This is a genomic window from Pseudomonas sp. HLS-6 TE3448 (genome assembly GCF_053629555.1).
On sequence record NZ_JBRJIO010000001.1, the window covers coordinates 4,288,791 to 4,305,025 of the forward strand.

Here is a 16,235-nt window from a genome sequence, read left to right on the forward strand (position 1 = left end):
GCGACAAGCCTGCCGCCTCGAGGTACGCGTAGCTTTGTGTCGTGGGTCAGGCATCCGTCCTGCCCCACCCAGATAACAACAAGATTCTTGGTGACCCATGAGTACAGTAGATCCGATCACCCTGGCCGTCGTGCGAGGCGCACTCGAAACCGCGCAGCGGGAAATGACCCTGACGCTGGAAAAAACCGGCCGTTCGAGTGTTTTCAACCTGGCACACGACTATTCCAACGCCCTCTTCGACCACCTGCCGGAAATGATCCTGCAAGGCCAGGACATCCCCATACACCTGGGGTCGCTGATCCCCGCGATGAAGTGCGTTGCCGGCTTCTTTGGCGATGACATCCTTGAAGGCGACGTGATCTATCACAACGACCCTGCCTACAATGGCAGTCATATTCTCGACTGCTGCATGTACAAGCCGGTCTTTTACAAAGGGGAACTGGTGTTCTGGACGGTCTGCAAAGGCCACCTGACCGACATCGGTGGCCCGGTACCGGCCGGTTACAACCCGGACGCCAAGGAAATCTACGCCGAAGGCCTGCGTATTCCGCCAGTGAAGCTGTGGTCCAGAGGCCAGCGCCGCGAAGACGTCATCAACCTGTTGCTGACCAACATGCGCGCCCGGGCTTACCAGGAAGGTGATCTGAATGCTCAATACGGTGCTTGCAGTGTCGGCGAGCGGCACTTGATCGAGCTGCTTGACCGCTATGGCGTGGAGCAGGTTCGCGCCTGCATCGCCGAGTTGAAAGACATGGCTGACCGCCATATGCGTGCCTTGCTGCGAGACGTTCCTGACGGTATCTACAGCGGTACGGCGGTGCTTGAAGACTCAGGCCATGGCCTGGGCCAACTGTCGATCACCGCTCAGGTGGAGATTCGCGGTGACGAAGCCCACGTGTTGATCGAAAGCCCGCCACAGGTGCCCTACTTCATCAACTCCTATGCCGGCAACTCGGTCTCCGGGGTGTACCTGGGGCTGATGATGTTTGCCCAGGTGCCACCGCCTTACAACGAAGGGCTCTACCGCTGCGTCAGCGTCGACCTCGGGCCACCAGGCACCCTGTGCAACGCGCAGGAACCGGCACCGCACGTCAACAGCACCACCACGCCCATGGAAACCCTCGCCGACGCCGTGCGCCAGGCGCTTGAGCAAGCCGCACCGGAGCGGGTCACCGCCTCCTGGGGCCACGCCAGCGGCATCAACATTGCCGGTCACGATCCGCGTAACGGCAACGGCGAATACGTGACCATGGTGCTGGCCTCGATCATTTCCGGCGCAGGTGCGAACAAGGAAATGGATGGCTGGCCGGCCTGCGGCCCGCTGTGCTGCTTCGGTGCGCTGATGTCCGGTGATATCGAGCTGCTGGAGTATTCCTACCCGGTGTTGATCCACCGCTACAGCCTGATGACCGACAGCGGTGGCGCCGGGGAATTCAGAGGCGGCTCGGGCACACGCATCGAGATCGAGCCACTGAACCATGCCATGACCGTGGTGGGGTTTGGTGAAGGTCGGCAACTGCCAACGGCGGGCGCTGCGGGTGCGACCAACGTCCTGCTCGAACCCAAGCTTGGCCGCCTGATCCACCGCCAAGTCGACGGTGAGGAAGCCCACTTTACCTACAACGCACTGCTGACTGCCCAACCGGGCGAGCGGGTCATCAACGTCAATCCAGGGGGTGGTGGCTACGGCAACCCGATGCGCCGGCCTGTCGCCACGGTATTGAACGACGTGCTGAACGGCCTGGTGTCGCCTGAAGGCGCCCGCCTGGAATACGGCGTGGTGCTCGACAGCAACGGCAACCTCGACGAAGCCGCGACACACGCCATCCGCGCCGCACACTGATTGATGCCCCTTGAGCAATGCAGAGACTTTTACCATGACTAAGCAGCAATATCGCCTGGGCATCGACGCCGGCGGCACCTTCACCGACTTCATCCTCGCTGACCGCAGTGGCAACGTTCAGTTGTTCAAAGCGCCTTCGACGCCACAGGACGGCACCCTCGCCATCCGCAATGGCCTGGCGCAAATCGCTGACGCCATCGGCCGCACACCGGCGCAGATCATTGCCGACTGCGACCTGTGCATCAACGGCACCACAGTGGCCCTCAATGCCCTGATCGAGAAAACCGGCGTCAAGGTCGGCCTGCTGTGCACCGAGGGCCATGAAGACAGCCTGGAAATCCGCCTGGGCCACAAGGAAGATGGCCACCGCTACGATGCCAGCTACCCGCCGGCGCACATGCTGGTACCGCGTCATCTGCGCCGCCCTGTCGGTGGCCGCATCCTCAGCGACGGCAGCGAGTACAGCCCGCTTGACGAAAACGCCATCCGGGAAGCCATCGACTACTTCCGCGAACAGGACGTCAAGGCCGTGGCCATCTCGTTCGTCTGGTCGGTGCGCAACCCCAGCCATGAACAACGCGCTGCAGCCATGGTCCGTGACGCCCTGCCCGGCGTGTTCGTGTGCACCGGCAACGAGGTGTTCCCACAGATTCGCGAATACACCCGTACCTCGACCACCGTGGTCAACGCTTACCTGAGCCCGGTCATGGGCCGTTACATCGAACGGATCGATGCGCTGTTCGAAGAGCTCGGTGCGCAACAACCCACCCGCTACTTCCAGTCCAATGGCGGCCTGGCGCCGGGTGTCGTGATGCGCGAGCGCGCGGTCAATGCGATCAACTCAGGCCCGGCGTCCGCCCCACAAGCCGGGCTGTGCGTGGCGGCGCCGTTCGGCATCGACAACGTGATCACCGTGGACATGGGCGGCACCTCGTTCGATATCACGCTGAGCAAGTCCGGGCGAACCAACTTCAGCAAAGACACCGACTTCCTGCGTTACCGTATTGGCGTACCGATGATCCAGGTCGAAACGCTGGGCGCTGGCGGCGGCTCGATTGCCTACCTGGATGACTTTGGCATGTTGCAGGTTGGCCCGCGCAGTGCCGGTGCCAACCCTGGCCCGGTCTGTTATGGCAAAGGTGGCGTCGAACCCACCGTCACCGACGCCAACCTGGCACTCGGCTACCTGGCCGACGGTGCGCTGCTGGGCGGCAGCATTCGCCTGAACCGGCAAGCGGCGATTGATGCCATTCGCCACAAGATCGCTGAACCGCTGGGCATCAGCGTCGAGCGTGCGGCCATCGGTATCATTACCCTGGTCAACCTGAACATGGTCAGCGGCATCCGCCGGGTATCGGTCGAACGCGGCTACGACCCCCGTGACTTTGCCCTGATCGGCGCCGGTGGCGCAGCGGGCATGCACGTCATGCGCCTGGCCGAGGAAATCGGCAGCAAGGTGGTACTGATCCCTAAAGTCGCCTCCGGCCTGTGCGCGTTCGGGCAGATCCTCTCGGACATCCGTTACGATCAGTTGAGCACCCTGCCCATGCGCCTGGACGACGACCTGGTCGACCTGCCACTGCTCAACCAAACCCTGCGCACCCTGCGCGAGCGCGGCCTGAACAACCTGCGCGATGATGGCTTCAGTGCGGGCAATGCGGTCGAATGCCTGTACAACCTGGAAATCCGCTACCTGGGCCAGGTTCACGAGTGCAGTGTCGAACTGGACTGCGATCAGCTGGATCATGAGCGCCTTCAAGCCTTGCGCACGGCGTTCCATGAGCGACACAAGGCACTCTTCTCCTACAGCGAGCCGGACAGCCCGGCAGAGCTGGTCAACCTGGAGTGCTCGGTGATCGCCCGCCTGCAGCGCCCACCCATGCCGGAACTGCCCGTGCAGGCCAACCTCGATCCGGCCAGCCCGATCGCTCACCGGGCCATGCTCTTCGACGCGCAAGACGCCTGGCAGGAAACCCCCGTGTACAACGGTGATCGACTGCAGGCCGGGCACACGGTTCAAGGCCCCTGCGTGATCGAGGAAGCGACGACCAACATCGTCGTGCCACCGGGCTGGCAAGCCACACTGGCGCCTTCGGCTACCTACCGGCTGACGCCCAGTGATTGACCTTAGCTAAGCATTGGCAAATTATGGCAAAGCAACGGTGCCGGGGCTTACTCCCCGGCACCGTCCTCACAATAAAAAAGACACGAGGATCGGCCATGGCAATCACACTCAGCAGCCGCTATTGGCCCGACAACGAACGCCAGGCACGTTGGGCCGCGGCGATCGGCAGTACCTATTTCCCGCTGTCACTGAATTTCGATCCCGGCGCACGTTTCAGTGGCAACCTGCAAGTGTGGGAAACCCAAAGCACCGCGTTGACCCTGTCACGGCTGCGCTCCACCCAAATGGGCTACTCGCGCAGCAAGGCCCAGGTCAGCGAAGACCGCGAGGCGTGCTACCTGGTCACGGTACCGCGCCGCAGCGAGGTGCACTTCGAGCAGGATGGCCGCGTACTGCACTGCCAGCCTGGCGGGTTTATCTTTGAGCGCGGTGATGCGCCCTACCGCTTTCACTACGCCAGCGACAACGACCTGTGGGTGTTCAAGCTTCCCGAACGCGCCCTGCATGGCCAACTGCGCGGCGCCGAGCGCTATACCCGCCTGTGCTTCGATGCCAAGCGCGGGCTGGGGAGAATCTTCGTCGACCAACTGGCAATGTGCGCGGCACGCTTCGATGAATGCGACGATACCGCCCGCCATATGCTGCTGGAGCAAGCGCTCTCAACCTTGCTGATGGCGCTACGCGATGACCAGCGGGTACTCAACAGCGAAAGTTCAAGCCTGGCTGCCCTGCATTTGCAGCGTATTGAACACTACGTCGAGCAACAGTTGGGCAACCCGGATCTCGCCCCGCAAATGATCGCTGACGCCTGCAAGCTGTCGGTGCGTTATCTGCACAAACTGTTCACGGCCACCCCCTACAGCCTCAGCGAGTGGATCCGCCTACGGCGTCTTGAAGCGGTGCACAGAGACCTGCATGACCCTTACTGCCACTTGTCCATCGGCGAACTGGCAATGCGCTGGGGCTTCAGTGATCAGGCTCAATTTGCCCGCAGCTTCCGCCAACGCTTCGGTTGCACCGCCAAGGAAGTACGCGCCGCCGCCAGCGGGCACCCTCACTGAAAAAGGCCACGCCGCCTGCTGGCGGCGGCATTGCGCCAGAAAACAAGGCCTGACCTGATCCGAACGGACGATTCGGACACCGCAGGGGCGTCGGTATCGTAAACGGCGCCACGGCAGTACGGCTGCGGCCCTGAAACACACTAACGAACGCCTGCCCGACGCACTCTGTCGGCACCACCCACCGCGATCTGATTCGCGATCCACGCGGGGCGGCCCACTGCTGCCGTCACTGCCCGCTATCACGATGCACCACCTTTGGAGAGCGCTATGAAAGTGCTGGTAAGCGTCAAACGAGTGGTCGATTACAACGTCAAGGTTCGCGTCAAGGCGGACAACTCCGGCGTCGACCTGACTAACGTGAAAATGGCCCTGAACCCCTTCTGCGAGATCGCTGTGGAAGAGGCCGTACGCCTGAAGGAAAAAGGCGTGGCGACCGAGATCGTCGTCGTTACCATCGGCCCGAGCACGGCTCAGGAGCAACTGCGCACCGCGCTGGCGCTGGGCGCCGACCGTGCGATCCTGGTCGAAGCCGATGAAGCGCTCAATTCCCTGGCCGTGGCCAAACTGCTCAAGGCGGTTGTCGACAAGGAGCAGCCACAGCTGGTGATCCTTGGCAAACAAGCCATCGACAGCGACAACAACCAGACCGGCCAGATGCTGGCAGCGCTGAGCGGTTTCGCCCAGGGCACCTTCGCCTCCAAGGTTGACGTGACAGGCGACAAGCTCAACGTGACCCGTGAAGTCGATGGCGGCCTGCAGACCGTTGCACTGAGCCTGCCCGCTATCGTCACCACCGACCTGCGTCTGAACGAGCCGCGCTACGCGTCCTTGCCGAACATCATGAAGGCCAAGAAGAAGCCGCTGGAAACCGTCACCCCGAGCGCCCTGGGCGTATCCACTGTCTCTACCCAACAGATCCTGCGCGTCGACGCTCCAGCTAACCGAAGCGCCGGCATCAAGGTCAAATCGGTGGCTGAACTGGTCGAGAAACTGAAAACTGAAGCGAAGGTGATCTGATGGCTATCCTGGTTATCGCTGAACACGAAAACGGTGCCGTTGCCCCGGCTACCCTGAACACTGTTGCCGCTGCTGCGAAAATCGGTGGTGATATTCACGTACTGGTTGCTGGCCAAGGCGTTGGCGCCGTAGCGCAGGCCGCTGCGAACATCGCTGGCGTCAGCAAGGTGCTGGTTGCCGACAACGCTGCCTACGCGCACCAGTTGCCAGAGAACGTTGCGCCGCTGGTTACGCAGCTCATCCAGGAGCAGGGCAAGGCCTACAGTCACGTGCTGGCACCTGCGACCTCCAACGGCAAGAACATCCTGCCGCGGGTTGCCGCACTGCTGGATGTTGACCAGATCTCCGAGATCATCTCGGTTGAGTCGGCCGACACCTTCAAGCGTCCGATCTACGCGGGCAACGCCATTGCCACCGTGCAGTCGAGCGCTGCGGTCAAGGTCATCACCGTGCGTGCTACCGGCTTTGACGCCGTTGCTGCAGAAGGCGGTTCGGCGGCTGTGGAAGCGGTTGCCGCTACCCACGACGCGGGCAAGTCGGCGTTTGTCGGTGAAGAGCTGGCCAAGTCCGATCGTCCCGAGCTGACCGCTGCCAAGATCGTCGTTTCCGGCGGCCGTGGCATGCAGAACGGTGACAACTTCAAGCACCTGTATGCGCTGGCCGACAAGCTGGGCGCTGCGGTCGGTGCTTCCCGTGCCGCCGTCGACGCCGGTTTCGTACCCAACGACATGCAAGTCGGCCAGACCGGCAAGATCGTTGCGCCGCAGCTGTATATCGCTGTCGGTATCTCCGGTGCCATCCAGCACCTGGCGGGTATGAAAGATTCCAAGGTGATCGTTGCGATCAACAAGGATGAGGAAGCGCCGATCTTCCAGGTGGCCGACTATGGCCTGGTGGCGGATTTGTTCGAGGCCGTCCCGGAACTGGAAAACCTGCTGTAGGTTCACGCACAAACGCTGTTTACAGACGAAAAAAGGCTCGGAGAAACTTGACTCCGAGCCGAACAGCGCCGGGCCCTGCCCGTGCTGTTTGCATCAGCCAGATGCCGTGCGAACGTTGGCGTTAGCGCACGTTCGGCCAGCCCTGGAAGCTTGGCGTCACCCCAACGCAGGCCGGGGACGTCTTGCAGGCCCAGGGACTGTGCGCTTCCGGTGGCACCGAGACAAGCACGGTGAACACCAGGAAAAGCAGGATCAACAGAGGAACGGAATAGGCTAGAAGGCTTTTTATTTTCATTGTCGGCTTTCTCGTGACCTTTGATTCGGACCTACGTCGTTACAACGTGACGAAGTACAGGTTCACCCTCCCTGGCCGGAGCCCGTCAAACGGCAAGCACGCATTGCCCGCTCGCCGTTCACGGCCCCGCTACAACTCAGCGCTCGTCGACAGTGACGATCTCACGACGCTCGGCCATGCTCGCGGGCACCAGGTCTTCATCGGTGAAGAACTGCTGGTACCACTCGCGCAGCTGGTACACCGGGCCGTCGTTTTCCGCCAGTACCGGCTTGTCGATACGGATCTTGTGCTTCCAGATGTCCACGTCCTGGTAGAACGAGGCGCGGTTACCCATGACATAGGCCTTGGCCACTTCGAGGTTCTGCTCCTCGCTCCAGCCCGGTATCCGCTTGACCATGCAACCAAAGCGCAGCTCAAAGCTGTCCGGGGTCACGGGCACGTGGCTGTTGAGCAGAATGGCATGCACTCGAACGTCACCGAACATCGAGCTCAGGTGAGTGAAGTGGGTAGCAGGACCGTAGTAGGCCGACGGCGCGATCAAGTCACCGCCCAGGCGCTCGGAATCGCCATGGAAAATCTGCCGGCCGATATGCCCTTCAAAGACGTTGGCGAAATATTTGGTCGGGGTGCCATGCACAGGCCCGAAGTGCTGGGCGTCCACCAGGTTGTCGACCAACTCGCGCGGGTTGGTTTCGATCAGCATGGTGTCGATGTTCCAGTCGTGAATCCACTCGGGATCGTCCATCTCGGCCAGGTGCGGGATGATCACGCCGTCTTTCGGCGGACGCCCCTCAGGGTTGTTCCAGACGAACAGCAGGTTGTTCTCCTCGCAGGTCAGCCAACTGCGGGTCTTGGCCTTGGGCGGAATACGCTTGCAGTAAGGGATTTCGACGCACTTGCCGGTGGTGTCGTACTTCCAATGGTGGAAGGGGCACACCACGGTATCGTTCTCGATGGTGCCCTGGGACAGGTCGGCGCCCATGTGCGGGCAATGGGCGTCAAGAATGCTGATCGCGCCCTCGCTGTTAGCAAACGCCACCAGACGGGTGCCAAAGATATTCAGGGTGTGCAGCTTGCCATCGCGGTAATCGTCGGCCACGCCCAGGCAGTGCCAGCCACGGGCATAACGGTGAGTACGCTGGGCGTTCTCGATCGAGAGTTCAGCGAGTTTCGTCATTGTTGTTGTTCCTCTGTTGGAAACTCTGGGGGAGCAATACCCCCTGAAAAAACAGGGTGAATCCATGGCAGACATCATTGAGCAGCCTGAGCAAGGTGCTCATCCTCCAATTGGACTAGATCAAGCGAGATCGACTCTCAACACGCCACCCCATGATGGATTCGCCCCTGTCACCACACTGCAGGCGAAGCGCCTGAACGGCGCCCCACTCAAGCACTACTGACCGAAGCGACGTGCGGCCTCCGGGCCAAAGTCGCGCGGGCTGAAGCCTGGCTTGTTCAGTTGATAGCCGTTGCGCTGCTCGTTGATCAGGTTGAAGGCCAGGTAGCTGCCCGCGTTGAGGTCGTGGTAAAGCCCCACACCCGCTTGCTGTGCCTGGCTTTCGTAGGCATAGAAGTAGTTGACCATCGAGGTACGCCACAGCTCGCCACGGTTGTCGTAGTTGTCCGCAAGCATCGGGAACCAGGTGTCTTCATCGATGTACAACTTGCGCTTGCCATACAGATGGCGGTAACCCGGCTTGAGGGTGCCTTCCAGCTCCCACACGCGGTGGCGCTCGTAGCGCATGGCCTGCGGGTTGATGTGGCCTGGGGTGAGCAGGTCGGCGTACTTCAGGTTAGAGGCGTGCAGCCGGTAGGCGTTGTAGGGGATGTACATCTCGCGCTTGCCGACGATCTTCCAGTCATAGCGTTGCCCCGAACCGTTGAACAGGCGTACCTCGTCGACGGTGATCGAACCACCACTGCCCGGGAACGACATGTCGAAGCCATACCCCGGCGACTGCCGCACGCGGCGGGTGCCCGGGTCGTAGCGCCAGCTCTGGCGGGGTTCGGTCTTGTCGTTCCAGAATTCGGTACCGGTGTTGATCTCGCCCTTGTCACGCTGCGGCAGCAAGGTTTCGTTCAAGTAGAACGAGGAGTTGCCAACGGTGTCACCGATCTTGCCCGGCTCCAGTGCCGGCGCCAGGTTGCGTGAATGCACGCGACCCCAGTTGATGTTGCCGTCCTTGAGCACGTAGGCGTTGTCGGAGGTGTATTCCTCGGTCCAGGCACGCAGGGTGAAGGTCGAGGCGTTCTTCAGCAGTTCCAGGCCACTGCGGGGTACCGGGAACGGCGTACCGCCGGTTTTGCCGACCACACCCTCTCCGTCATCGACCAGGCGGGCAACGCTGGCGTTCTCGCGGGTCGCCTGGCACACCGAGTCGGGGACGCGGAAGTCCCGGTGCGACGGATAGACCGGCATGTTGAAGGTTGCGGGGTAAAGCTTGAACAAGGCTTTCTGCCCGTCGGACAAGTAGTCACTGTATTGCGCCAGGTTGGCTGCGGTGATCACGAACAGCGGTTTTTCGTCCGGGTAAGGGTCAACCGGGTGGTTGCCAGTACCCTTGAAGTCGACATGCGGCGGAACCCCCAGCCACTTGCCACTGTACGGCGGGATGCTGCCGTCGGCGTTACCGCTCTTGTCAGCCCCCAAACAGGTCAGATCCTTGCCCAGGCGTGCCAGATCTTCCGGCGCCGCACTGGCCGTGCCAATCACACTGCACCCCAGCAACAGCGCTAACGTCCACCTATGCGTGACATTGGCAGTCCGCGAAACAGAACAACGAGAGGCCAGATTACTGCCGGTCATTTCTTATTCTCCTTGGTTACCGATAGCGGTCCCTCAGTATCAGCAGCCAATGGAGCCAGGAGCATCGTCCGCACGGACTAACGCATTTTTACGGCGACACGCTAGCCAACGCTTACCGCCACCGGTAACGCGCCCGGCTTACCCAGTGCAACAACGCTGTTGAGCATGATCCGCACCAGTTCGGTCTGGCGCCGCACACCGGTCTTGGAGAAAATCGAGCGCAGGTGCGCCCGTGCCGTATTGCGGCGGATGTTCAGGGTCTCGGAGGCTTCCTCCAACGACAGGCCGTTGGCCAGCTCCAGCGCCAGCGCCGTCTCTGCCGGCGTGAGGTTGTAGAGCTGCGAGGTCACTGCATTGCTGACCAGCGATTTGCTCACGGCATCACGCACATACACCATGACCGTGGGCTTGCCCTTGCCCTCGACCAGTTCCTGTGACGGGATCAGTTCCACCACGACCCCCAGGCTGACCTGCCCGGATGGCCGGGAGATCGACATCGCCTCGGCTCCTTGCAACACATCGCCGCCTTGCCTGGCCCGCAGGAACGCATTGCGCACCAGCCGCAGTAGCTCTCGGTTATCGCTCGGGTAGGTGGCCTCCAGCCGGCCCACCGACCACTTTGAGGCCGTCATTACTGTCGAGGATCTCCCGCGCCACCGGGTTCAGTTGCAGTACGTTGCCGCCCTCGTCGAGCACAATCGTCGCCACCGACAAGCGGCTGATGGTCTGCGAGTACAGGCTACCCAGCGACTCGCTGCGGTCCAGCAATGAGTGCATGTGCAAGGCGCGACGCAAATGCGGCAGCAACATCGCGCACATGGCCCGTTCGGCGGCCGAAAAACGCGGGTGGTCCTTGGGCCGGTTGATGCGGAAACGCAAGGTGCCGCCATCGGGCATGCCGATGTCGGCGCCTAGCATCTGGTAGCAGCCGTAGGGCTCGCAAAACAGCAGGTAGAACGATGAACTGACCCACTCGGCATCGCTCATCAGGTCATCAATGGTGAACACCTGATCCGTGGGCAGGTTGTTGAACAACGTGGACTTGGCGTAGTACGCGTAATGGTTGATCCCACCCTCCCCCAGTTCGATATCGCCGGCGACCATCATCGGCGACAGGAACGGCTCATCCATCACCCGCAGGATCAGCGTGACGAAATTGGCCTGGAACAATGTCCGGATCTGCTGCAGCGATTCGGTCATGTGGCGGGTATCCAGGGCCGAATCGTACATATTGCCGATGATCTGTTCGTATTCGGCCAACTCAAGCCCCATTTCCGCCAGGACCTGAGTATTGGGCACGCTAGTTTGCATAGACACTCCCCAAGCGCAGGCCCTGTGGTGGTCTGAACCACCAGGGCCTGCATGATTTTTTATTGTGATGGGTTAGCTGCGCGCTTAACGACCTGCGAGCACACCGGAGAACGGCGGCGACGCCTTGGTGCCGAGTGAAGCGGCTTTCACAGCAACCAGTGGCCGGCCACGATTGAACCAGGCCGCAAGCGCGGGCAACAGGAAGATGGCGCCAAAGACATTCACCAGGAACATGAACGCCAGCAAAATGCCCATGTCGGCCTGCAGCTTGAGGGGGGCAAAGGCCCAGGTACCAACCCCGATCGACATGGTCAGGGCGGTGAACACCGCTGCCGTGCCACGCTGGCACATGGCGCGATAAAAGGCATGACGCAGGTCCCGGCCCTCAGCCATTTCATGCTGGATGCGCTCATACAAGTAAATGCCGTAGTCCACCCCGACCCCGACGCCCAGCGCCATCACCGGCAAGGTGGCGACTTTCAGGCCAATACCGAGCATGGCCATCAGCGCATTGCAAAGAATCGCCACGATGCCCATCGGCACTAGAATGCACAGCACTGCGCGCAACGAACGGAAGGTCAGCAGGCAGAAAAACGCCACCGAGCAGAACAACGCCGCGAGCATCCACACTTCGGCACGTTTCACCGCTTCGTTGGAGGCTGCCATGACCCCGATGTTGCCGCCAGCCAGCTTGAACTCAACCCCAGGGGCCCGGATACCGGCGATAATCCGCTTGGCCTCATTGACCACATGGAACACCGTCGCGCCCTCATGGTCATTGAGGAACACCAGGATCTGCATGCGCTTGCAACCATCGGTGACCAGCCCGGAATCCGGTGAATAGGCCATCGAACCCTGCTGCAAGCCGCGCGACGAACCCGGGATGGCCGACCAGCGCGGGTTCCCTTCGTTATTGCCGGCAATCATTTCCTTGCCCATGCCGGCAACGCTCTGCACCGACTGCACGCCCGCGACATTGCGCATCTGGAAGTCAAAGGCCTCGACCGCACGCATGACACCCGGGTTCAGGCAGGCTTCGTCGATACCCTGGGTCTGCAGGAAGACCGCCAGCACATCCAGGCCGATCGAGTAGCTGTCGATAATGCGCTGGTTGTCCTGGTTGTAGCGCGAGTCGGCGCGCAGCTCAGGGGCACCCGGGCCAATGTCGCCGACCGCCAGTTCCCGCGCCTTGAACACGCCGAAGCCGAGCAACACCAGGCTGATGGCGAACACCACCAGTGCCGGACGCGGCTCAGCCAGCGCCGACAACCGCCACCACAATGGGTGGCGAGCTTCGTCATGCGTCGGTCGTGCTGCACGCGCAGACGATCCCAGGGACAAATGAGAAATGATCAGTGGCAACATCATCTTGTTGGTGATGATCATCAACATTACGCCCATGCAGGCAGTCACCCCCAATTCATGCACGATGGGGATATCGATCAGCATGATCACCGCAAAACCCAGGGCATTCATCAGCAGCGCCAGGGACCCTGGAATGAAGATCTTGCAGAACGCCGAGCGCGCCGCCTGCAGCGAGGAACTGCCGGCCAGCACGTCCTGCTTCCAGGCGTTGGTCATCTGTACCGCATGGGACACGCCAATGGAGAAGATCAGGAACGGCACCAGCACGGACATCGGGTCGATGCCCAGCCCCAACAGTGGCAGCAGCCCGAGCAACCAGACCACGGGCAACAGCGCTACGATCAGGGCCACGACGGTCAATGACAAGGAACGCGAGTAAGCCCAGAGCAGCAATGCGGTGATGATGAACGCCACGACAAAGAACAGCATGACGGTATTGAGCCCTTCGACCACATCTCCGACCAACTTGGCGAACCCCACCACGTTGATCTCGATGGTCGGGCTGTTGTATTTGGCCCGGATCTCTTCGAGGCGCTTGGCGATTTCGACATAGGACACCGGCTGCCCGGTTTTCGGGTCGGTGTCCTGCAAGTCGGCCCGCACCATGGCCGAGCGCTGATCGTTGGCCAGCAGCCGGCCAACCTGCCCGGCGCGGGCGGCATTGCTGCGGACCTTCTGCAGGTCCTCATCGGTACCGGCGTATTGCGGCGGTACCACCAGGTCACCGACATACCCTTCTTCGGTGATCTCGACATAGCGCACGTTCGGGGTAAACAGCGAGGTCACACTCGGGCGGCTGACCCCGGAAATGAAGAACACGTCATCGGTAACCTGCTGCAGCACCCGAAGAAACTCCGGGTTATAGATGTCACCCTCGCCCTTCCAGTGCACGTTCACCAGCAACCGGTTGGCGCCCGTGAACACCCGACTGAAGTCCAGGAAGCTCAACATGTACTCGTGGCGTACCGGAATCTGTTTGTTGAACCCGGGGTCCAGCCGCACCTGGGTTGCGCTATAGCCCAGGGCCACCGTCACCAGCATGAACAGCCCCAGCCACCAGCGTCGATGGTTCAGCAATACGTCCGCGCAGTCTTGCACGCGGCGTTCGATCCAACCTGTAGTCTGTGTCATATGCCTTCTCACTGTGCAACGGCGGCAAGACCACCGTCTGCGCCCTGAAATACCCCACGCTCCCCGGCCACCAGCAAACGACGGGGGTTGAGCACCACCGCCGAGGTCAAGGTGCCCAAGCCAGCCCGTTGAGCGCTGTCGACCAACGCGCCGTCGGCATCCAGTCGGATCAGCCGGCTACCGGCACCGACCAGCACCAGGCCAGCGTGCTGGGGCAACAACGCATGGCCATAAATTGGCTGGCTGCTGCCAATATCGACCTGGCTCCAGCTGTCCCCGAAATCGGTACTGATAAAGACATGCCCGCGCATGCCGTACGCCAGCCAGCGGGAGGCCGACAAGCGCACCACGCCAAACAGCGAGCCGTTGTAGAACGGCGTCAGGCTCTGCCAGTCTTGCCCGCCATTACTGGATCGCAGCACCAGCCCCTGCTCGCCCACCAGCATCTGCCGGCCATCAGCGCCGCCGTCCAGGCCATTGAAATGCGCGCCCTCGCCCGGCATGTCACGGGGCGTCCAGTGTTCGCCGGCATCACTCGACTCCAGGTACTTGCCGTAGCTGCCATAGGCGACCACGTGCTTGCCGTCGCCACTCCACACACCCAGTAACGGCTCACCCAGCTGTGCGTCATAGCGCATCTCCTGCCAGGTCTTGCCGCTGTCGCTTGAACGCAGGATCCAGCCATCATGGCCAACCGCGACCAGTACCTCGGGGCTCAGGGCAATGACCCCGGTGAGGGTCGCCTCACGCCCGGCAGCCACCTGGCTGGTTTGCCAGGACAGGCCGCTGTCGGTGCTGGTCAGAATCGTGCCACGCTCGCCCACCGCGATCAGTTGCGAACCATTGGCCAGCAAGGCGTTGACCTGAACCCGGTCGGCATTGATCCGGGTGATCGCCAACGGTGTGGGGTTACGCGGCGAGAAGGCAAAGGCCACCGCAGCGATGATGATGGCGCTCATGGCGTATCCAATCAGCTGGCGCATACTGGACTCCATGGCGAAACGCAGGGGCACGGGACGGGCATCATGGGGCGATCCTCTTGATTTTGTTTGAAGGATCATCAGACCGCCCCGCCCGTGCTACATCGTCCAAACGGCCTAGTCAGAGCGCTCGGCCGGGTTCGTTGGCGATCACGGCAGCTCGAACAAGCCGGCAGCACCCATGCCGCCACCAATGCACATGGCCACGACCACGTAACGCACGCCGCGACGGCGGCCTTCGAGCAAGGCGTGACCGACCATACGAGCGCCCGACATGCCGAACGGATGGCCAATGGCAATGGCCCCGCCATTGACGTTCAAGCGCTCGGCCGGGATGCCCAGCGCGTCCCGGCAATGCAACACCTGGCAAGCAAAGGCCTCGTTGATTTCCCACAAGCCAATGTCCGCCACGCTCAGGCCAAAGCGCTTGAGCAAGCGAGGGATCGCCACCACCGGGCCAATGCCCATTTCTTCGGGTGCGCAACCGCCGACGGCGATCCCGCGATAGATGCCCAGCGGCGTAAGCCCACGGTGCCGGGCTTGCGCACGGCTCATCAACAGGCTTGCCGAGGCGCCGTCAGAGAACTGCGAGGCGTTGCCCGCGGTAATAAACTCGCCCTGTGCGACCCATTTGCCGTCTTTCCAGACCGGCTTGAGCGCCGTCAGGTCCTCCAGACGGGTACCTGGCCTGTTGCACTCATCGCGCTCGACCAACACCCGGGTATGCCCGCTAGGTTGGCCCGCCTCGTCGAAACACAGTTTGTCGACCGTCAGGCCGACGATTTCATCGTCGAACAGCCCGTCACGCTGCGCGGCCGCAGTGCGCAGTTGACTCTGCAAGGCATACTCATCCTGCGCAGCCCGGCTGATGCCATAGCGACGCGAAACAATTTCGGCCGTTTCCAGCATTGGAATGTAAGCACTGGGCATCACCTCCAGCACCGCCTCGGACTGGGCACGGTAGGTGTTCTTGTGCTTGGTCTGGGTCAGGGACAGCGACTCGACGCCGCCAGCAATGGCAATACTCATCTCGCCGGTCATGATGCCCTTGGCGGCGACACCAATACTCATCAGGCCTGATGCGCACATGCGGTCCAGGGCCATGCCAGGCACAGTGTCCGGCAAACCACCGGTATAGGCACACAGACGACCGATGTTGTAGGCCTGGGTGCCCTGCTGCACGGCAGCGCCCATGATTACATCCTCTACCGCCTCAGCTTCGATACCGGCCCGTTCGACCACGGCACGTACCACATGGCCGCCCAGCACAGGGGCCTCGGTGTCGTTGAACGATCCACGGAAAGACTTGGCCAGCGCAGTACGCGCGGTGGCGACAATCACAACTTCATTCAGGTCCATG

The 16,235-nt window shown here is 61.8% G+C and carries 10 protein-coding genes and 1 pseudogene; 5 read left to right on the forward strand and 6 right to left on the reverse strand.

Annotated elements, in window-relative coordinates; all coding sequences use genetic code 11:
• The first annotated feature begins 97 nt into the window (after window positions 1–97).
• From capB to AB7M23_RS19615, 5 genes are all read left to right on the forward strand, one after another.
• Window positions 98–1,843: a caprolactamase subunit beta gene (capB, locus tag AB7M23_RS19595; protein ID WP_454241768.1), complete on the forward strand. Its 1,746-nt coding sequence runs from the start codon at window positions 98–100 to the stop codon at window positions 1,841–1,843.
• A gap of 34 nt (window positions 1,844–1,877) precedes the next feature.
• On the forward strand, window positions 1,878–3,968 hold the full coding sequence (gene capA, locus AB7M23_RS19600) for a caprolactamase subunit alpha (protein ID WP_454241769.1): 2,091 nt from the start codon (window positions 1,878–1,880) through the stop codon (window positions 3,966–3,968).
• A gap of 95 nt (window positions 3,969–4,063) precedes the next feature.
• The gene (locus AB7M23_RS19605; protein ID WP_065762027.1) at window positions 4,064–5,029 is read left to right on the forward strand and encodes an AraC-like ligand-binding domain-containing protein; all 966 of its coding nucleotides are present in this window, start codon (window positions 4,064–4,066) and stop codon (window positions 5,027–5,029) included.
• 267 nt (window positions 5,030–5,296) lie between these two features.
• Window positions 5,297–6,046: an electron transfer flavoprotein subunit beta/FixA family protein gene (locus AB7M23_RS19610; RefSeq protein ID WP_454241770.1), complete on the forward strand. Its 750-nt coding sequence runs from the start codon at window positions 5,297–5,299 to the stop codon at window positions 6,044–6,046.
• Entirely contained in the window at window positions 6,046–6,987 is a 942-nt protein-coding gene (locus tag AB7M23_RS19615) for an electron transfer flavoprotein subunit alpha/FixB family protein (protein WP_454241771.1), read from the forward strand. The genes AB7M23_RS19610 and AB7M23_RS19615 overlap by 1 nt, the downstream gene beginning before the upstream one ends.
• A gap of 431 nt (window positions 6,988–7,418) precedes the next feature.
• Here the strand turns inward: AB7M23_RS19615 and AB7M23_RS19620 are convergent, their stop codons facing one another.
• From AB7M23_RS19620 to AB7M23_RS19645, 6 genes and pseudogenes are all read right to left on the reverse strand, one after another.
• The gene (locus tag AB7M23_RS19620) at window positions 7,419–8,459 is read right to left on the reverse strand and encodes a Rieske 2Fe-2S domain-containing protein (protein ID WP_099775128.1); all 1,041 of its coding nucleotides are present in this window, start codon (window positions 8,457–8,459) and stop codon (window positions 7,419–7,421) included.
• A 216-nt stretch (window positions 8,460–8,675) separates the two neighbouring features.
• Window positions 8,676–10,088 carry a DUF1329 domain-containing protein gene (locus AB7M23_RS19625; protein WP_454241772.1) on the reverse strand — a complete coding sequence of 471 codons (1,413 nt, stop codon included), beginning with the start codon at window positions 10,086–10,088 and terminating at the stop codon, window positions 8,676–8,678.
• Window positions 10,089–10,189: 101 nt separating this feature from the next.
• Window positions 10,190–11,399 (reverse strand): annotated as a pseudogene (locus AB7M23_RS19630) (LuxR C-terminal-related transcriptional regulator).
• Between the two features lie 84 nt (window positions 11,400–11,483).
• The gene (locus AB7M23_RS19635) at window positions 11,484–13,895 is read right to left on the reverse strand and encodes an efflux RND transporter permease subunit (RefSeq protein WP_454241773.1); all 2,412 of its coding nucleotides are present in this window, start codon (window positions 13,893–13,895) and stop codon (window positions 11,484–11,486) included.
• 8 nt (window positions 13,896–13,903) lie between these two features.
• On the reverse strand, window positions 13,904–14,878 hold the full coding sequence (locus AB7M23_RS19640; RefSeq protein WP_454241774.1) for a WD40/YVTN/BNR-like repeat-containing protein: 975 nt from the start codon (window positions 14,876–14,878) through the stop codon (window positions 13,904–13,906).
• 147 nt (window positions 14,879–15,025) lie between these two features.
• Window positions 15,026–16,234 carry an acetyl-CoA C-acyltransferase gene (locus tag AB7M23_RS19645; protein WP_454241775.1) on the reverse strand — a complete coding sequence of 403 codons (1,209 nt, stop codon included), beginning with the start codon at window positions 16,232–16,234 and terminating at the stop codon, window positions 15,026–15,028.
• Window position 16,235: the final 1 nt, after the last annotated feature.